The organism is Pseudomonas sp. NPDC088414, assembly GCF_044753325.1.
GTDB lineage: Bacteria > Pseudomonadota > Gammaproteobacteria > Pseudomonadales > Pseudomonadaceae > Aquipseudomonas.
Genome location: NZ_JBIVMY010000001.1, coordinates 155664 through 175239, shown reverse-complemented (window position 1 = coordinate 175239; position 19576 = coordinate 155664). Strand labels below are relative to the sequence as shown.

General features: G+C 61.0%; 12 protein-coding genes. 5 read left to right on the top strand and 7 right to left on the bottom strand.

Features of this window, described 5'->3' with window-relative positions:
• Nucleotides 1-41 precede the first annotated feature (41 nt).
• Nucleotides 42-7058 (bottom strand): NEL-type E3 ubiquitin ligase domain-containing protein, encoded by a 7017-nt coding sequence (locus ACIP8I_RS00695; protein WP_400757950.1) that lies wholly within the window; start codon nt 7056-7058, stop codon nt 42-44.
• 177 nt (nt 7059-7235) lie between these two features.
• Here ACIP8I_RS00695 and ACIP8I_RS00690 point away from each other — a divergent pair, with 177 nt between their 5' ends.
• Complete coding sequence (locus ACIP8I_RS00690) at nt 7236-7454, top strand: DUF2970 domain-containing protein (RefSeq protein ID WP_007967863.1); 219 nt, start codon at nt 7236-7238, stop codon at nt 7452-7454.
• 6 nt (nt 7455-7460) lie between these two features.
• On the opposite strand, the gene ACIP8I_RS00685 is transcribed toward ACIP8I_RS00690, so the two are convergent.
• A complete protein-coding gene (locus ACIP8I_RS00685; protein ID WP_400757949.1) occupies nt 7461-8534 on the bottom strand; it encodes an ABC transporter substrate-binding protein in 1074 nt (357 codons plus the stop codon).
• Between the two features lie 523 nt (nt 8535-9057).
• On the opposite strand from ACIP8I_RS00685, the gene ACIP8I_RS00680 reads away from it, so the two are divergent.
• Together ACIP8I_RS00680 and ACIP8I_RS00675 are read left to right on the top strand one after the other, a co-directional pair.
• Nucleotides 9058-10716 carry a nitrite/sulfite reductase gene (locus ACIP8I_RS00680; protein ID WP_007967865.1) on the top strand — a complete coding sequence of 553 codons (1659 nt, stop codon included), beginning with the start codon at nt 9058-9060 and terminating at the stop codon, nt 10714-10716.
• Nucleotides 10700-11194 (top strand): DUF934 domain-containing protein, encoded by a 495-nt coding sequence (locus tag ACIP8I_RS00675; protein ID WP_007967866.1) that lies wholly within the window; start codon nt 10700-10702, stop codon nt 11192-11194. Before ACIP8I_RS00680 ends, ACIP8I_RS00675 begins: the two co-directional genes overlap by 17 nt.
• A 63-nt stretch (nt 11195-11257) precedes the next feature.
• Here ACIP8I_RS00675 and sohB read toward each other — a convergent pair whose 3' ends face one another.
• Complete coding sequence (gene sohB, locus ACIP8I_RS00670; RefSeq protein WP_400757948.1) at nt 11258-12289, bottom strand: protease SohB; 1032 nt, start codon at nt 12287-12289, stop codon at nt 11258-11260.
• 204 nt (nt 12290-12493) lie between these two features.
• Here sohB and ACIP8I_RS00665 point away from each other — a divergent pair, with 204 nt between their 5' ends.
• The gene (locus tag ACIP8I_RS00665) at nt 12494-13204 is read left to right on the top strand and encodes a histidine phosphatase family protein (protein WP_400757947.1); all 711 of its coding nucleotides are present in this window, start codon (nt 12494-12496) and stop codon (nt 13202-13204) included.
• A 64-nt stretch (nt 13205-13268) separates the two neighbouring features.
• The gene (locus tag ACIP8I_RS00660; RefSeq protein ID WP_027613701.1) at nt 13269-13586 is read left to right on the top strand and encodes an SCP2 sterol-binding domain-containing protein; all 318 of its coding nucleotides are present in this window, start codon (nt 13269-13271) and stop codon (nt 13584-13586) included.
• Nucleotides 13587-13721: 135 nt separating this feature from the next.
• Here ACIP8I_RS00660 and ACIP8I_RS00655 read toward each other — a convergent pair whose 3' ends face one another.
• The 4 genes from ACIP8I_RS00655 to ACIP8I_RS00640 are packed head-to-tail and all read right to left on the bottom strand — an operon-like array spanning nt 13722 to nt 19242.
• Nucleotides 13722-15317, bottom strand: a complete 1596-nt coding sequence (locus ACIP8I_RS00655) for an ABC transporter ATP-binding protein (protein WP_400757945.1) — start codon at nt 15315-15317, stop codon at nt 13722-13724.
• A gap of 1 nt (nt 15318) precedes the next feature.
• Entirely contained in the window at nt 15319-16341 is a 1023-nt protein-coding gene (locus tag ACIP8I_RS00650; protein ID WP_400757943.1) for an ABC transporter permease, read from the bottom strand.
• Nucleotides 16341-17405, bottom strand: coding sequence for a microcin C ABC transporter permease YejB (locus ACIP8I_RS00645; RefSeq protein WP_007967873.1), 1065 nt, complete (start codon nt 17403-17405; stop codon nt 16341-16343). Before ACIP8I_RS00645 ends, ACIP8I_RS00650 begins: the two co-directional genes overlap by 1 nt.
• A complete protein-coding gene (locus tag ACIP8I_RS00640) occupies nt 17392-19242 on the bottom strand; it encodes an extracellular solute-binding protein (protein ID WP_400757941.1) in 1851 nt (616 codons plus the stop codon). The genes ACIP8I_RS00645 and ACIP8I_RS00640 overlap by 14 nt, the downstream gene beginning before the upstream one ends.
• Nucleotides 19243-19576 lie beyond the last annotated feature (334 nt).

Below are 19576 nucleotides of genomic sequence, written 5' to 3'. Positions count from 1 at the left end.
GTCAGTCCCCGAACCTCCCGGGGACTGACCGTTCAGCGGTTTTACCCGCCTGACATTTGCCCGGACGTACCGGGCATTTGTGCGTTGCCGGCAGACAAACCGATCCGTTCGATCTCCTCTCGCGACAATTCGATGAGCCTGGCATTTCGCGCGGCCGCCTGGTCGAACAACCTGCTCAGATACAGCGGATCGTCAGCACTCAACGCTTCGTCCTCGCCTTCCTCCATCAACTGCACTTCATCCATTTGCCTGAACGCTTCAGGCTGCTGCTCCTTGAGATAGTCCAGCCAGTAGTCGCGCTGGATCAGGTCCTCCAGAAATCTGTCGGAGCGTTCCGCGCTAACCACCTCGGCGCGCGCATTGACCAACTGCTGCGGGGTGACACCGGAGGCAAATTTCATGTTTTTCGGCTGCCCGGGCAATTCCAGTCCATCGTCCCACCCCCCGGTCAGACCGATCCGGTAACCGAGACGGACCTCGGCTTCGTCGAAACCACTGCGCGCAGCCGCCGCTTTTGCCAGTTCATCGACCTTGTCCAGCCGGAACAGCTGCCGCGACAGGGATAACAAGGCCTCGCCGCGGATTCCCGGGCGGCCGGCCGGTAAATCGAGCAAGGCGTTGTAGGTGAAGACCTTGCTCTCCAGACCACTGAACGTAAGGATGCGCCCGTCCACGCAAGTCCCGTGTGTGGCCGAGCCGGCGAAAATCACCTCGCGCAGCTCACTGTTGGCGGCCGCCGCCTCCATGACCATCCACACGCGTCGGGTCAGATCGGCGTTGGCCACCCGAAACTCCTGGGTGTCTTGCAATCGGTCAAGCAAATGGAAGAATGCTGCGCTATCCGGTTCCGCCGCCAGTTGATCCCAGAGTATGTCTCGCGCGGACGCCTGCTCCGCCGGCAGATTCGCCAGCCACGGCGCCTTCTGTTGCGCATGGGCCTGTTCGCCCGGGAGGGTTTCGTCGGACTCGATACTGTCAGTGGTTTCACTGAGCCCGCCGGCAACGTCGTCAGCCATTTCGTCCAGATCGGATCGCGAGAAACCGAGCACTCGCTGACGCTGGCCCGCAGCCTGATAGGTTCTGAGCCTGTCTAGAGAGTCCTCAGACAGGTTGTAGTTGTCAGTCAGGTCGGTGCCGTCCATCAGCTCATCGTGCTGACCGTCCAGCGCCTCTTCGGGGATGGCGGTGATGTCGTTGCGACTCAGGTTCAGTGTCCGCAGGTGTTGCGCATCCAGCGCACCGGCCGGCCACTCGGCGAGGTTATTGTTGCGCAGATCCAGACTTCGCAAATGTTCGAAATAGTTGACGTCGAACGCCTCGAGGTGGTTGTAGCTCAAGTCCAGGGTCTGCAGATGTTCCAGGCCGGACAGCGCATCGTACAAATGCTCGCTGTCACTGAAGTTGTTGCTGGAAAGTTCAAGCCGCTCAAGTTCCCGCATTTGCCGGACGCCATCAGGCAGCGCTGTGAGTTCATTGCCATTGAGGGTCAGATTACGCAGATGAGAGAAAGATTTGAGAAACCCGTTACTGCCCTCGGCCGTCACTCGTGTGCCTGTCAGGTTCAAGCTGCCGACATGCCCGAAGTCCTCGGGCACTGGCGGTAAATCGCCCAATTGCAGACCGTTGAGATCGAGAACCGCATCAACCCCGGCAACCGATAACCTTGCGCGCCAGCAGGTGAGGATGCGCCACGCCGCCAGGCTGCGCGATTGCGAGGAGATGACCCAGTCGACACCACGGGTTTCCCGGGTATACAGCCAGCCGTTGAGGCGGCGGACGAGGGTTTCAAACGTCTGGCTCCAGCCCGTGATCCGCTCGCCGATCTGCACATCGGTCGCACCCTCGTTACGCAGCGCCTCGATCATCTGCATGGCGTGTTCGTCGGTAAAGGCCGGTTGCAACCGCTGCAGGTTCTGGCGCATGCGTGTCAGCCCGGTACTGACCGGTGCCGGCGTCAGCGGCAGCAACTGGCGGGCCACTGAAACACCGTTCTCCACCGGCGGAAAAGTCGCCGGTACCGGTTGCCGGGCAAACGCATCCAGCGCGCCCTCAGGCAGGCCGATGGTGTGCTCGAGCCGCCGTTGCGCCACACGCAGGTCGGCCGCCGCTGCGGCGGTCAGAGGGGCACCGCTCAGGTTGGAATTGAGCAGTGCGGTGCTCTCGAGCACGGCAGGCGGCAGCGTGCCGATACGGGTGTCGCGCAGATCCAGCCACGACAGTTGTGGCAGACTTTCGGCCCCTGCCGGCCACTGCTGCAAGTGTGTTCCGTGCAGGTCGAGAGCCTTCAATCGCTGCAGGCTGTCGACGTTCAGTTCGCTTAACGGATTGTTGCGCAGATTCAGCTGTTCGAGCGCCGGCAATGCGCTCAATCCGCTCTGCAGGCGTGAAGTATCGGTCAACAGATTGTCGGCGAGGTCGAGGTGGACCAGGCGCGAAAGCCCCTGCGACTCGATCGGCCATTCGTGCAAGGCATTGTCACTCAGATCAAGGGTGCGCACTTCGCTGAATGCGCTGACAAAACCGCGCACCTGCGCGGCGGCAACGCGCTGGCCGCTGAGCAGCAGCGTGCGCACATGCGCAAACGCGTCAGCGGGCAATACCGGCAGTTCGCTGAGCATCAACCCCGACAAATCCACGGTCGAAGCGCTGAGCGTCGCGCCATAGCGCTTGAACATGCCCTTGCGCCAACTGGTTTTGAGGACTTGGGCCAGGTTTGATCGCGCGATGAGTTCGCGCAGCGATTCTGCCGACACCACCACGCGCTGCTGCCACTGATTGAGTTCACTCGCCAGCGCAGCGAATTGATCACTCAAGGCATTGATCGCGGTGAAACGCTGCTGCTCATCCGGCCATTGCTCGAAGAAACGATTGAACACCCCCTCCGGCGATTGATTCACGCCCTCGCCCAGGCGCCGCAATTCACCACGGCAATAATCCCTGACCATCGTCTCTCGATCGATCAGGTGTTCTGGATGGGTCTTGACGTATTCGTACACACCCGCGAAATTTTCCCGGGAGAATCTTGACCAGTCCAGCGACAGCCCCGGCCAGAGTTTTCCATGCCCCTGCAACAATGTCGGCGGCACGCTGCTGATCCCCGTGTCTCTGAGATTCAGACGCTCCAGGGCTGGTAATTCCAGGACACCCGCAGGCCAGTCGAACAATGAATAGGCGACGATGTCGAGCGTGCGCAGGTTACGCATGCCGCTGACGTCGAAGGCCAGTGGCTGATAGCTCGAGGTGCTGACACTCAATGCTTCAAGGCGGGTCAACTGAGCCAGCCGTGCAGGCATGTCGGCGGCATAGGGCATTGCACAATAGAGCGTCAGGTCAGTGAACTCCGGCAGGTTCTGCAACACCGCCGGCACGTTGGTGAACGTTTCTGCGGTGGCATTGATGCGCAGCGCCCTGAGTCCGGGGAAACTGCCCAACAACTCATCGACGTTGGCATCGGTGATGCATCGCCCGCGGATTCGCAGATCGCGCACATGCGAGAAATCCGCCGTCAGCACCGGCAACGGGTCGTCGCACGTCAGATCGAGGCGAGCGGCGGTGGCCTGGCTATCAGCCAGTGGCGATTTGCGCCAGCTCTGCTTGAGGCTGCGCACCACGCTGGCTCGGCCGCCGATCATCGATTGCAGCGTCGGCTCCGGGGCTGGCACACCTTCCCATTGCGCCAGCGTCGATTCGAGCGCCTGCCATTCACGCATGCGCCTTTGCAACAACTCGTAGATCTGCGCGTCAGTCCGCCCGGCAGCCAACTGTTTGAGGATGAACCCGCCCGCCTGCTGATCCGTCAGCGCCGGATACACGTCCTGCACGCGCGTCACCAGCAGCGGGTTGACGCCTTCGCCGCGACCGCTGGCGTAATAACCCAGCCCGTGCTGGCGTACCCGCACTGGCGCCTTGAAGCGCTTCTTGTGGCCCTGGCGTTTGCTCGCCAGACGAGCCATTTCGCTACGGTGGCGGGCCACATACCGGATCAGCGCCCGACGCAGTCCGGCGCTGCGCGTAACCTGGGCGAACCCCAGGGCCTGTCGCGACTGGTCGGGCAACGCGTGGAGGATTGAGGCGAGGAAGTTGTCGCCGTGACGCGGAACACTGTTGAGCTCTTCGCCGCGCTCGTTGTACGCCTGATAGACCGGCCCGCGCTTGACCAGGTACTTGGTCTGGACGGCACTTTCGCTGCCGATACTGTCGATCAACGGCCCGTCGAAACTGCCTTCGCGCACCTCCAGACGCACCTCGTCCGACCAGCCCGGCAGCCGTTCCAGGGCGCGCAAGGCCAGCCATTGGCTTTCGCTGCCGCCCGGATTCTCCCTGTGCAGGCCAGCGACCGCGTGGTTGAAGCGGCGCTGCCGGGCATATTCACGGGAGAGCTCCAGCAGCCGCAACGGAACCCGCTCAGCGTTTTGCAGGCGTGCCAATTCCTCGGCATTCGCCTCCAGCAGCACACGGATAGCCGCCGAGCTGCCCAACCCCGGTGTGGCGTCTTGTAGCCTGGCGATTCGCGGGTCGTTCAACGCGAGTTCGTCATAGAGCCTGTCGAACATTGCGGGTTGCCGGGTGCGCAGGTAATCGGCGATCTGTTTGCGCAGTTCCAAAGGCCGGGATTCGACGACACGCGCCGGCTCGGCACCCAGCAGCCAACGTGTTTGCGACTCATCCAGCGCTGCCAGAATACGCTCAGGCAATTGGCCGTCGAGCACTTCGGCGCGGGTCACCTGGATCGGCGTGTGCACCTGGCCCTCGATAGAGCCTGATTCCGCGCCGAACAGCCGGCTGGGGCCGGACAACTGCGCTGCGTCGAAGATTTGCAGGATCTGCCCGCTCGGCCAGCGCGGCATTTGCGTGAGCATTGGCAGCGTCAGCAGATACGAATCGTCCAGGGCAGTTCCTCGTTCGACCTGATCGATCAGCCGCCCGACCTGCTGATCCGCCTCATACAGACGCAGGGTGTCGGCCAGGGCCAGTGGCGCCGGCTGATGATCGAGGTGCATCTGACGCAGGGCATCATCACTGACCCCACTGACATCGGCGATTTCGAGCAGTTGCGCATCCGAAAACGCATCAGTCGAGTGACCGATGCGCCGCAGCAGGGTCAGTCGATCCCAGCTCAGCGGTCGCTCCAGGTTGTGGCGCCAGGCGCCCAGTCGGTTGTGCTCAAGGATCGGTTGATACGCCGCAGGATCATGCGGGTGGCGGATGCGCCAGCTTTTCAAGGGCTCGTCGTAGTGCGTCTGGTAGACCTTGCCCTGCTGGCGAATGAAGGTCTTGCCGTCGAATCGATACACGCCCTGCGCATCGGGCACGGCAGTCGCAGGCAGGACACTATCGCTGACGTAGGCATCGAGATCAGGTTTCCACAGGCGAACCGAGCCGTCAGGCCGTTCGACCGGGTGCAGATGCTCGATCACCGGCTCGGCGGAGGCCGCACGCAGTCGCCCTGCGCCCTTGCCGACTGCGCCCATCACGCCAATCAGCGCGAGGTTCTGCGCCACATCGACCAGATGCGCCTTGGCAGCCTGGCGATCGCCTTCCGACCATTCGATGGCGCCTTCGAACGACTCATAGAGCAGTTGCCCGGCCATCACGGTCATCATGATTTCGCCCAGGACCGGGACAAACATCGACACCATGTTCAACGCCAGCATGCCGAACTCGAGCAGATGACTGAGCTTTTCTGCCCGTACCCTGGCATCGACGTCCGCCGTGGGGACGGCATGGGCGCGCGCGTCGGCGATGAATCTGGCCTGGTGCTCTTCGTAGAGGTATTGCCACAGATCCGTGTTGTCGGCCCAGATTCCGGCAACGCCTTTGCGCGTGATGCCAAACGGGTCGAGATACGGGTCAGGCTGCGGCTCGCGCTTGCCGGGGGCTTCAGGTGGCAGCTCCTTGATCCGCGCGATGGTGGACAGTGGCGGCATCAGCTGTGCGACCTTGACCCAGATCGAATGCAACGGGTCACTCGGGGAGTCTGCAGCCTTTTGGGTGAACTGACTGAAATAGTAAGGACGGTCGGCATAAGCGACGAACTGACTGAAAAACTGCTGGTAAGCGGTCGGTCCTGGCCCGGTAGCCGCAGGGTCGGTGGCCGTGAACTTGCGTTTGAACACCTCACGCATCTGCGCACTGCTGTAACGCTTGAGCGGGTGTTGCGGGTCATGGGGGATGTAGATGATGAACTCGTTGGTATAGCGGTAGCGCTCGCTGATGCTGAACACCACGCAACCGGTCATCCGCCGCTTCATCAGGCTCAGATCACGAAACCAGACAGCCTTGCCGCCGAGCTGCGGATGGATATGGCCGTCCACCACCGACAAAATCATCTGGTAGTCGGCGGGCTCGATGTCCTTTTTCACTAGCGCCCATTCAGCGGCGGCACGCAGCGCGGTTTTCTGGCTGGTAATGAATTGTTGGCGCAAGGCGTCGGTTTTTTCGAAAAACCCTTTGATCCGTGCCTGATAACGGGCACCGACGTCCAGCGAACGACACAGGGTCAGAAACTGACTGACCGTGATGCCGATTTCTGCTGCCTGAAACTCGCCTGGGGTCGCTGTCTCGACCACGAAACCGGACTTGGGGTGATAGGCACCCGCTTCGCATTCCGCGGCCTCGAAGTTGTGCAACACCGCTTGCAGCAAGGGCAGCTTCAGCACTTCGAACGTGGAAACTTCCACCTCCAGCACCCCGAGTTCGAGGGGCCGTCTGAGACACAGCAAGGTCTTGCCGAGATCGACCGTGACGTTGAACTGATCCTTGAGTGCCTTGCCGAGCAGCGCCTGGGCAAATGCATCGACGCTTTCAAGGCCGGCCATGGTCTTGTCGAGTCGGGTCTGGGCGACAAAGGCCGCCGTGACCCGGTCTTTCAAGGCTTGCTGCTGATCATTCGGGAATTCGTGATAACCGTGCGCTGGCCGGCTATTGACTGCTTTCATCGCGGCTCGCCGGGCGGGCGTGGCGGCAATCAGCCAATCGGGGATCATCTGCTCAAGCAGCTTGCCGTGAAGGCTGGCGCTGACCGGTGCGCGGGGCAATGTCGGGGGATGAGTGGACATCCTGTCTCTCCTGAAAAATGGGAGGACAGGACACCATGTCCGCCGCAGTGACCTGCGGTACATAGTTATCGTTTTGGCGTGGACGTGTTACCGGACAATTCAGCAACCCGCGTGCGACCACGGCACAACCCGCTGGATTGGCTATGCTGTCGGGACAGCCTTTCGGACGGGGGATTTATGGACGATCCAGTCGACAACAAGCCACCGAGCTTCTGGCAGATGCTGCACAGCGTGATGGCTGCGGCATTCGGCGTGCAAAGCGGGAAAAACCGGGCAAGGGATTTCACCCATGGCAAGCCCAGCCATTTCGTGATCCTGGGGATCGGCTTCACTGCGGTATTCGCCCTGACGCTGTTTGTCATCGTCAAACTGGTGCTGCATTTCGCCGGGGTCTGACGGCACTCAGTGCATCAGGATCTGCAGGCCGAACGGATAGCGATAGGACGTGGGGCGGCCCTTGGCTGACAGTTTGCGAAAACTCACGCCGTAATCCGGCGAGGCGCCCATGGCCAGCATTTGCTGGGCTTGATGCTTGTCGATCAGTTGCAGCAGCGACAATTGCCGTTCTCGTCCGCCGTACCGATCCAGATCGACGCCCTGATCGTAATCGTGCAACTCCACCAGCGCCCAGCCGCCGAGGGTGAAGTGACCGCCCACCAGCGCGCTCAGGCGTCCATCGACCACCGCCTGCAACGCCTCGGGTGAGGTGTTGACCGCGCTGAACAGCACATCCTTGCCGGGGATCTTGCCGGCTTCGGCAAACGCACGCATCGCACCGAAAGCCATTTCATCATTGGCCGCCCACACCAGCGACACCTTCGGATAACGGCCGACCAGTTGCCGCGCCTGCTCGTAGGCACGCTGCCGCGTCCAGCCGCTGTACACCAGTTGCCGCAGTCGCACTTGTGGATGTTCGGCGAGGGCGCGCTGCATGCCCTGCTCGCGCAACTGCGCTGACGGGGTAATCTTCAGACCGGAAAACGCCAGTACTTCAATCTGCTCGCCCCGCGCCACCGGAGGATGCAGGCGAATCAGCTCCTTCATCATCAGGTAGCCGCCCTCCTCGTCATTCGGTACCAGGCTGCCGATGCGATCGGCACGCTCGCCGACCAGCGCCTCCTGATCAGCGGTAAGCACCGCATTGACCATGAACAGCTTGACCCCGCTGCCTTGCGCCAGACGCAGGATCTGCGGCGCCACGTACTGCTCGTTGACGAACACCAGATAATCGGGACGATTCGGCCCCTGCAAGGCAACTCTGGCCTGAGCAAGGGTGAATTCCGGCTGGCGCTGGGAATAGAGAATCTGCAAATCGACGCCCAGGTCGCGGGCCGCCGCCTGCATGAATTGCGAATAGCTGACCCAGAAGGCTTCCTGCGTCGATCCCGGATTGAGGAACAGCACCGACTCGGCCCGGGCCGCAGAACCGAAAACCGCACCGAACAGCAGGAGGCTGAGGTGGAAAAACTTCAACATGAATGATCCGGGCCCAGGGAAAAATGGCCGCGCATTATAGCCCTCTAATCAGCGGCTATTGACGCGTGATCCCGTTTTTGTCCGACAATCGTCGGAAGCAGGCCCGAATCGGTCGTTTACTGATGACTGACCCAGAATACCGCCGTCCCTACTACCAGAATGATCAGGAACAGAATGGCCCATGCATCGACACTGCTATCGCTTTTTCTTGCCTTGGTCGGATTGCTCATTGCATCGCCTCTTGTCGGTTTTATCGGTGATTGCAGAAAGACTCGATCACAGTTAAGACGATGATTGTCCCCGCGACAAATGTGGGTTAATCAACAACTATTCTCGTTAGGCGATTTGGTTCTTTACATATACTCAAACATCACTTTTGCGCATAACTGCAAACGGGTATATTGCCCCGGCTCCGTTAGGGAGTGCGCGGCCGTGCGCGCGTAATTGCCGAGGCACCATCGGACTCCAGCAAGCGAAAACGCAGCGTTTTCCGAGTAGCCCAAAGCCTGAGAACAGGACTTATATGTACGTATACGACGAGTACGATCAGCGGATCATCGAGGACCGCGTCAAGCAGTTCCGTGATCAGACCCGACGCTATCTGGCAGGTGAGCTGAGCGAAGAAGAATTCCGCCCCCTGCGCCTGCAAAATGGCCTCTACATCCAGCGTTTTGCGCCGATGTTGCGCGTGGCGGTGCCTTACGGCCAGCTGACTTCCCGTCAGGTGCGCATGATGGCCAAGATTGCCCGTGACTACGACAAGGGCTACGCCCACATCAGTACCCGGCAAAACGTGCAGTTCAACTGGCCGGCGGTGGAAGACATCCCGGACATCCTCGCGGAACTGGCCACCGTGCAGATGCACGCGATCCAGACCAGCGGCAACTGCCTGCGCAACGTCACCACCGACCAGTTCGCCGGTGTCGCCGCCGATGAACTGATCGACCCGCGACCATGGTGTGAAATCGTCCGTCAATGGACTACATTCCACCCGGAATTCGCCTACCTGCCGCGCAAGTTCAAGATCGCCGTCAACGGTTCGACCGCTGACCGTGCGGCCATCGAAGTCCACGACATCGGCCTGGAGCCGGTCCACAACGCCGCCGGCGAGCTGGGCTTCCGTGTGCTGGTCGGCGGTGGTCTGGGCCGTACCCCGGTGGTCGGCGCGTTCATCAACGAGTTCCTGCCATGGCAGGACCTTTTGAGCTACCTCGACGCCATCTTGCGGGTGTACAACCGTTATGGCCGTCGCGACAACAAATACAAGGCGCGGATCAAGATCCTCGTCAAGGCGCTGACCCCTGAAGTGTTCGCGCAGAAAGTCGATGCCGAAATGGAACACTTGCGCGGCGGCCAGACCACACTGACCGAAGCCGAACTGCATCGCGTCGCCAAACACTTCGTCGATCCGGACTACAAGGCGCTGGAGAACCAGACTGCCGCCCTGGCCGAACTCGACAAGGAGCATCCGGGTTTCGCCCGCTGGCGTTCGCGCAACACCCTGGCGCACAAGAAACCGGGTTATGTCGCCGTGACCCTGTCGCTGAAACCGACCGGCGTGGCGCCGGGCGACATCACCGACAAGCAGCTCGATGCCGTCGCCGATCTGGCCGAACGCTACAGCTTCGGTCAACTGCGCACTTCCCACGAGCAGAACATCATTCTCGCCGACGTCGAGCAGAGCCAGTTGTTCACCCTGTGGGGCGAGCTGCGTGAAGGCGGTTTCGCCACGCCGAACATCGGCCTGCTGACCGACATTATCTGCTGCCCGGGTGGCGATTTCTGCTCGCTGGCCAACGCCAAGTCGATCCCGATCGCCGAATCGATCCAGCGCCGTTTCGACGACCTGGACTACCTGTTCGACATCGGTGAGCTGGACCTGAACATCTCCGGTTGCATGAACGCCTGCGGTCACCACCACGTCGGCCACATCGGCATCCTCGGGGTGGACAAGAAAGGTGAAGAGTTCTACCAGGTGTCCCTCGGCGGCAGCGCCAGCCGTGACGCAAGCCTGGGCAAGATCCTCGGCCCGTCCTTCGCCCAGGACGACATGCCGGACGTGATCTCGAAGCTGATCGACGTGTACGTTGAACAACGTACCGAAGACGAGCGCTTCATCGACACCTACCAGCGTATTGGCATCGACCTCTTCAAGGAACGCGTCTATGCAGCGAATCATTAAGAACAACGAAGTTGTCGACGAAACCTGGCATCTGCTGCCGAAAGATTTCAACATCGACGACATCAGCAATTGCGACGATCTGATCGTTCCATTGCAGCTGTGGCGCGAACACAGCCGCATGCTCAAGGCCCGTGACGGCGGCCTGGGCGTGTGGCTGGACGCCGATGAAGAAGCCGAAGAAATCGGTGACGATGTGGATCAGTTCCAGGTCATCGCGCTGAATTTCCCGGCCTTCACCGACGGCCGCAACTACTCCAACGCCCGCCTGCTGCGCGACCGTTACGGGTTCAAAGGCGAACTGCGGGCGATTGGCGATGTGCTGCGCGATCAGCTGTTCTACATGCACCGCTGCGGTTTCGACGCGTTTGCCGTTCGTGCGGACAAAGATCCGTACGAAGCACTGGAAGGCCTGAAGGACTTCTCCGTAACCTATCAGGCCGCCACCGACGAACCGCTGCCGCTGTTCCGTCGCCGCTAAGCTTCAAGGTTATGCGCACAAAAAAACGCCGGTCATTGACCGGCGTTTTTTGTGGCTGACTGTTTACCAGAAGCGCTGTTGTGTCAGGCGACTCCACCAGCTCAGCAGCACGCGATCCACCGAACCGCTGGCCGCCATGCCGATGCGCTCCTGCAGGCTTTTGCGCTCGGCGTAATGCAGATGGTAGACCTCGGCTTTCTTCGCCCGGTCTGCCAGGTATTCGTCGCTGGTCTTGAGTTCGTCGACCAGTTGCTTGTCCAGCGCCGCAACACCAAGCCAGACCTCACCGGTGGCCACTTCGTCGATGGCCAGTTGCGGGCGATAGCGCGAAACGAAGTTCTTGAACAACTGATGGGTGATGTCCAGGTCTTCCTGGAACTTCTCCCGGCCCTTTTCGGTGTTTTCGCCAAACACGGTCAGGGTGCGTTTGTACTCACCGGCGGTCAGCACTTCAAAATCGATGTCGTGCTTTTTCAGCAGGCGATTGACGTTGGGCAACTGCGCCACCACGCCGATCGAGCCGAGAATTGCAAACGGCGCGCTGATGATCTTCTCGCCGATGCACGCCATCATGTAGCCGCCGCTGGCCGCGACCTTGTCGATGCACACGGTCAATGGCACGCCGGCCTCACGGATTCGCGCCAGTTGCGAGGACGCCAGACCATAGCTGTGAACCATGCCGCCGCCGCTTTCCAGACGCAGTACCACTTCGTCCTTGGGCGTGGCGAGGGTCAGCAGCGCGGTGATTTCGTGGCGCAGGCTCTCGGTGGCCGAGGCCTTGATGTCGCCGTCGAAATCGAGCACGAACACCCGCGATTTGCTCTCGGATTTATTCTTCTGCTTCTTCTCGGACTTTTCCGACTTGGCCTGGCCCTTGCGCAGGGCCTTGAGCTGATCCTTGTCGAGCAGGGTCTGCTCCAGGCGCTCACGCAGCCCTTTATAGAAATCGTTGAGCCTGCTGACCTGCAACTGCCCTGCCGACTTGCGCCGGCCCTTGCTGCGCAATGCAGCAAAACTGGCGAGCACCACCAGGATGGCGACCACCAGCGTTACGGTCTTGGCCAGGAAACTGGCGTATTCGGTGAAAAACTCCACAGAGACTCCTTAAAACAATGCGCGGATGCAAAACACGCGCGGGATGGTTCCAGCATACCCATGCGCCGCCTCGTCGGCCAGCCGTGAAACCTCTGGCAACAGGCCTGTAACGGGCATTTCAAACAAGCGTATGTTTTTTCATTGACAGCACTCCGTCATCCTCATAACCTCGCCAAACCTTCAACGTACCGGGATGACGCGGACGTGGGCAGCATCTATCTGATTCGACATGGCCAGGCCTCCTTTGGTGCAGACGACTATGACGTCCTGTCGCCCATCGGTGTGCGCCAGGCAGAAATCCTCGGCCAGCACCTCGCTGATCTGGGGATCAGCTTCGATCGCTGTCTGGCCGGCGACCTGCGCCGTCAGCAACACACGGCCACCAGCGCTCTTGAGCAATTCAGTGCCAAGGGCCTGGCGGTACCGACGCTGGAAACCGACTCCGCATTCAACGAATTCAATGCCGACGCGGTGATTCGCGCCCTGATCCCCGCCATGATCGAGGACGAGCCTGAAGCCATCGACATCCTGCGCAACGCCGCGCAGAACCGCAGCGAATTCCAGCGCATCTTCGCCCTGGTCATCGAGCGCTGGCTGGCGGGTACCTACGACACCCCCGGGCTGGAGAGCTGGCTGGGTTTCGTCGAGCGGGTCCAGGGCGGATTGCAGCGGATCCTCGAACAGGCCGACGGCAACCAGAAAATCGCCGTGTTCACCTCCGGCGGCACCATCACCGCCCTGCTCCACCTGATTACCCGAATGCCTGCCAAACAGGCCTTTGAACTGAATTGGCAAATCGTCAACACCTCGCTCAACCAGCTGAAGTTCCGCGGTCGCGAGGTGGCTTTGGCTTCCTTCAATAGTCACGCACACCTGCAACTGCTGAAGGCTCCGGAACTCATCACTTTCCGCTGAGTCCGGATAACTGTGACCCGTGCTGTAATCAACCAGCGCTTATTACCCAAGAAAGGATCGAACCATGACCTCCGTAGCTGATGCCGTAAAAGCGATGCAAGCCAAGTTCAACCCAGCCGCTGCTGCCGGTCTGGATCTGGTCTTCGGTTTCAACATCACCGACGAAGACAAGCACTACGCGCTGATCGTCAAAGACGGTACTTGCGACATCCAGGAAGGTGAAAACCCGGACGCCAACTGCACCCTGGTACTCGACAGTGCAACCCTGAAAGACATCGTCAGCGGTGAAACCGACGGCATGCAAGCGTTCATGGGCGGCAAGCTGCGCGTTGAAGGCGACATGATGCTGTCGATGAAACTGTCCGAGCTGTTCCCGTCGTAAGACCTGCGTCCGGCTTCAAGAAAATCCCGCCCCTGTGGCGGGATTTTTGCGTCTGGCCCCTGTAGGAGCTGCGGCACGCTGCGATCTTTTGATCTTGCCTTTAAAAGATCGCAGCCTCGTTTCACTCGACAGCTCCTACAGGGTTTGCGCCAGCCTCGCGTCCACGTTGGATGCCGCCAGCAACTCCTGCGTGTACGGATGCTGCGCCGAGCTGAACAGCTTGCCGGTCTCACCGCGTTCCAGTACTTCGCCGTCCTTCATCACAATCAAGTCATGAGCCAACGCCCGCACCACCGCCAGATCATGACTGATGAACAGGTAGGTCAGCCCATGTTCTTCCTGCAACCGCCGCAACAGCGCAACGATCTGTTTTTGCACCGTGCGATCCAGCGCCGACGTCGGCTCATCCAGCAAGATCAGATCCGGCTTGAGCACCAGCGCTCGGGCGATAGCGATACGCTGCCGCTGGCCACCGGAAAATTCGTGGGGGTAGCGATGCCGCGTCGCCGGATCGAGACCGACCTCGCGCAGCACATCAATCACCGCCTGCTCACGCTCGGCAGCATTCAGATCGCTGTGCACCTGCAAGCCCTCGGCAATGATCTGCTCCACACACAGGCGTGGGCTGAGGCTGCCGAACGGATCCTGAAACACCACTTGCAGGCGTTTGCGCAGTGGCCGCAGCTGCTTGCCGCTCAGTTGCTCCAACGCCTCACCGGCAAAGCGAATGCTGCCCTCGGCGTCGATCAGGCGCAAAATCGCCTGGCCCAAGGTCGACTTGCCCGAGCCCGACTCGCCGACAATCCCCAGTGTCTTGCCGCGCTGCAAATTCAGATCGATGCCCTTGACCGCCTGCAGCCACGTCTTCGGCCGCAGCCAACCGCCCCCCAGGCGAAAAAACACATTCAGATCGCGCACCTGCAACAAGTCTTGCGCATCGTCCCGGCACAGCGCTTCGCCCCCCGGCTCGGCGTTGAGCAATTCGATGCTGTAGGGATGCTGCGGCGCACGGAACAGTTGCTCGCACGACGCCTGCTCGACGATCCGCCCACCGCGCATCACCGCCACCCGCTGCGCAATGGTGCGCACCAGATTCAGGTCATGGCTGATGATCAACAGCGCCATGCCCAGGCGCTGCTGCAAGTCCTTGAGCAACAGCAGAATCTTGCGCTGCACGGTCACGTCCAGCGCAGTGGTTGGCTCGTCTGCGATCAACAATTGCGGCTCGCAGGCCAGCGCCATGGCGATCATCACCCGCTGGCGCTGGCCGCCGGAGAGTTGATGCGGATAGGCCTTGAGTCGTTCGCGCGGTTTCTGAATGCCGACCAGCTCCAGCAACTCAAGAATGCGCTCACGGGCTTGCGCGCCGGCCAGACCTTTGTGCAGCGCCAGGCTTTCGCCAAGTTGCCGCTCGATCGTATGCAGCGGATTCAGCGAGCTCATCGGCTCCTGAAAAATCATCGCGATACGGTTGCCCCGTAACTGGCGCAGATAGCGCTCGTGCACGCCGAGCAGCTCTTCCCCGGCATAACGAATGCTGCCGTCGATTCGCGTGATATTCGGGTCGAGCAATTGCAGGATGCTGTGGGCGGTCACCGATTTGCCCGAGCCAGACTCGCCGACCAGCGCCAGGCATTCGCCCGGACGAATATCGAGGTCGATGCCATGCACCACAGACTGGCCGTTGAACGCCACGCGCAGGTCGCGGATTTCGATCAGGTTATCGCTCATCTCAAGTCCTCGGATCATAAGCATCTCGGCAGGCCTCACCGATGAACACCAACAGAGAAAGAATCAGCGCCAGGGCAAAAAACGCCGTCAGCCCCAACCAAGGCGCTTGCAGATTGCTCTTGCCCTGGCCGATCAGTTCGCCCAGCGAAGCGCTGCCGGCGGGCATGCCGAAACCGAGAAAATCCAGCGCCGACAAGGTCGCAATCGCCCCGGTGAGAATGAACGGCAGATAAGTCAGGGTCGCGCTCATCGCATTGGGCAGGATGTGCCGGCTGATCACCTGCCCATCGCCAACCCCGAGCGCCCGCGCCGCTTTCACGTATTCCAGGCCACGGCTGCGCAGGAATTCCGCGCGCACCACATCCACCAGACTCAGCCAGGAAAACAGCGCCATGATCCCCAGCAGCCACCAGAAATTCGGCTCGACGAACCCGGACAGAATGATCAGCAGATACAACACCGGCAGCCCCGACCAAACCTCCAGCAGCCGCTGCCCGAGCAGATCGACCCAGCCACCGTAATAGCCTTGCAAAGCACCGGCAGCGATGCCGATCAGCGCGCTGGCGGCAGTCAGCGCCAAGGCAAACAGCAGCGACACCCGCGTACCGAAGATCACCCGCGCCAGCACATCCCGCGCCTGATCGTCGGTGCCCAGCCAGTTCTCAGCGCTCGGTGGACTCGGTGCCGGCTCGGTCAGGTCGTAATTCACCGTGTCGAAACCGAACGGGATCGGCGCAAACCAAAGGCGCCCGCCCTGCCCCTCGATCAACTGCCGCACCTGCGCGCTGCGATAGTCCGGCTGAAACGGCAGCTCACCGCCGAAATCCTGCTCGGTGTAGCGCTTGAACGCCGGGAAATACCACTGACCCTGATACTCGACCAGCAGCGGCTTGTCATTGGCGATCAGCTCGCCGCCCAGGCTCAGGCCGAACAACAGCACAAACAGCCACAGCGACCACCAGCCACGCCGATGCGCCTTGAACCGCGCCCAGCGCCGCTGGCCGATGGGAGATAAGGTCAGCATCAGGCAGTCCTCGCGGTGAAGTCGATGCGCGGGTCGACCAGCGTGTAGCACAGGTCGCCGAGCAGTTTTATCAGCAGGCCGAACAGGGTGAAGATGAACAGCGAACCGAACACCACCGGGTAGTCGCGCGACACCGCTGCCTCGTAACTGAGACGGCCGAGGCCATCGAGGGAGAAGATCACTTCGATCAACAACGAGCCGCCGAAGAACACCGTCACCAGTGCCTGGGGTAATCCGGCGACCACCAGCAGCATCGCGTTGCGGAACACGTGGCCGTACAACACCTGACGCTGGCTGAGGCCCTTGGCTCGTGCCGTCACCACGTACAGGCGCGAGATCTCGTTGAGAAAGCTGTTCTTGGTGAGGATCGTCAACGTGGCGAATCCGCCGATGACCAGCGCGGTGACCGGCAACACCAAGTGCCAGAAGTAATCGGCCACTTTGCCCCACGGCGACAGCTCGGCGAAGTTGTCCGAGACCAGCCCGCGCACCGGAAACCAGTCCAGCGCGCTGCCGCCGGCAAACACGATAATCAACAGCAGCGCGAACAGGAACCCCGGCATCGCGTAGCCGATGATGATCGCCACGCTGCTCCAGACATCGAACGCCGAACCGTTGTGCACCGCTTTGCGGATGCCCAGCGGAATCGACACCAGATAAGTGATCAACGTCGCCCACAAGCCCAGTGACAAGGTCACCGGCAGCTTCTGCCAGATCAGCTCGGTGACGCTGGCGCCACGGAAAAAGCTCTGACCGAAATCCAGTTGCGCGTAGCTTTTGAGCATCAGCCACAGGCGCTCACCGGCGGGTTTGTCGAAGCCGTACTGACGCTCGATGTCGGCCACCAGTTTCGGGTCCAGGCCTCGAGTGGCACGGGATTCGCCGCCAATGGTTTCGACATGACCGCCGCCCACCGCCGCGCCGACACCTATACCCTGCAAGCGCGCGATCGCCTGCTCCACCGGGCCACCCGGCGCGGCCTGCACGATGACGAAATTGACCAGCAGAATGGCGAGCAACGTCGGCACGATCAGCAGCAGACGCCGCAGGCTATAACCCCACATGCGCGTACTCCTTCTGCTGTTGCTGCATCTGCGTGGCGGTCAGCGCGGTCGGGCTGATTTCCCACCAGGTATCCAATCCGGCATCGTACAGCGGCGCCGTCGCCGGTCGCCCGAAACGGTTCCACCACACCGTAGAAATCCCCGGTGGGTAATAGTTGGGAATCCAGTAATAGCCCCACTGCAGCACCCGATCCAAAGCGTGGGCATGGAGCAACAGACTTTCGCGGTTGTCGGCCTGTACCAACCCTTCGAGCAAGGCATCCACGGCCGGATCGCGCAGCACCATGTAGTTGTTCGAGCCGGGATCGTCGGCGCCGTCGGAGCCGAAGTAATTGAACATCTCGCGCCCCGGCGCCTGACTCACCGGGTAGCCGACGACGATCATGTCGTAGTCGCGATTGCGCACGCGGTTGGTGTATTGCGCGGTGTCGACCTGACGAATATCAAAGCCGATGCCGATCTGCGCCAGGTTGCGCTTGAATGGCAGCAGCAGCCGTTCAAAGCCCTTCTGCCCGTTGAGAAAGGTGAACTGCAACGGCTCGCCATTGGCGTTCACCAACTGATCACCACGAGGTTTCCAGCCGGCGGCTTCCAGCAGTTTCAACGCCTGCAACTGCTCGGCGCGGATGTTGCCGCTGCCGTCGGTTTTCGGCGCTTCGAAGACCTCGGTGAACACCTCGTCGGGGATCTTGCCGCGCCACGGCTCGAGGATTTTCAGTTCCTCCGCGTCCGGCAACTCTGTGGCCGCCAATGCGCTGTGCGAGAAGTAACTGCGCTGACGCAGGTACATGCTGCGCATCATTTGCCGGTTGCTCCATTCGAAATCCCAGAGCATGGCGATTGCCTGCCGTACCCGGCGATCCTGAAACATGGGCTTCTGCAGGTTGAACACGAAACCCTGCGAGCCCTGCGCGGCACCCGGTGCCAGATGTTCGCGGAGCAATTTTCCCTGCTCCAGCGCCGCGCCGGCATAGCCGATGGTGTAACTGGTCGCGGAAAATTCGCGGTTGTAATCGAAACCGCCGGCCTTGAGCACTTGCCGGGAAACATCGGTGTCGGCGAAGAACTCGACGCTCAAGTGATCGAAGTTATACAGGCCGCGCGTGATCGGCAGGTCCTTGGCCCACCAGTCGGCAACGCGCTGAAATTTCACGCTGCGCCCGGCATCCACCGCGCTGATCCGGTACGGGCCGCTGCCCGGCGGGATCTCGAAACCGCCGCCCTCGGCGAAGTTGCGCGTACGCCACCAATGTTCGGGCAACACTGGCAGTGTCGCCAGATCCAGTGGCAAGGTGCGGCTGTCGTTGTTCTTGAAGTTGAAGCGCACTTGTGTCGGCGACTCCACCACCACGTCGGCGACGTCACGAAACTGCTGGCGATATTTGAGGCTGCCCTGGGTGGTGAACAGTTCGAAGGTGTAACGCACGTCCTCGGCGGTAATCGGCGTACCGTCGTCGAAGCGGGCCTGGGGGTTGAGGTAGAACCGCAGCCAACGGCGATCCGCATCCAGCTCCATCTGCTGCGCCACCAGGCCGTAGACGCTGTAGGGTTCATCCTTGCTGCGATAGGCCAGCGGCGCGTAGAGCCAGCCATCGATGTCGGCAACGCCGGTGCCTTTGTCGATGTACGGAATCAGATGGTCGAACGGGCCGCTTTCCAGCGAGGAACGACGCAGAGTGCCGCCTTTGGGAGCATTGGGGTTGGCGTAGGCCAGGTGCTGGAAGTCCGGGGCGTATTTGGGGGCTTCGCCGTAGACCGTCAACGCGGGTTGTGGGGCGGCCCAACTGAAGGGGCATAGCAGCGCAAAAGCGCTGAACAGAATGAGCCTGGAGAGCATTGGCAGATCCTTTTTTGCACGGTGCTGCTTATGGCCCTATCGCTGGCAAGCCAGCTCCCACAGTGACTTGTGAACGCCACTAACCGTGTGGGAGCTGGCTTGCCAGCGATGGGGCCTTAGCAATCAATACACATCCTGCCTACCTGTGATGTGCAACAGGCCGGCAATTTTTATAGAGCAGGCTTAGATCAATAAGTGACTAAAACCCGCCCCCTCCCTGTAACTCGATCCCTGTAGGAGCTGCCGCAGGCTCGGGCCGCGATCGGACGATCTTTTGTTTTTTGAAATAAAAAAAAAGTGCCGAACCGGGCCCGGCCGGAGGCCGCACCATCAA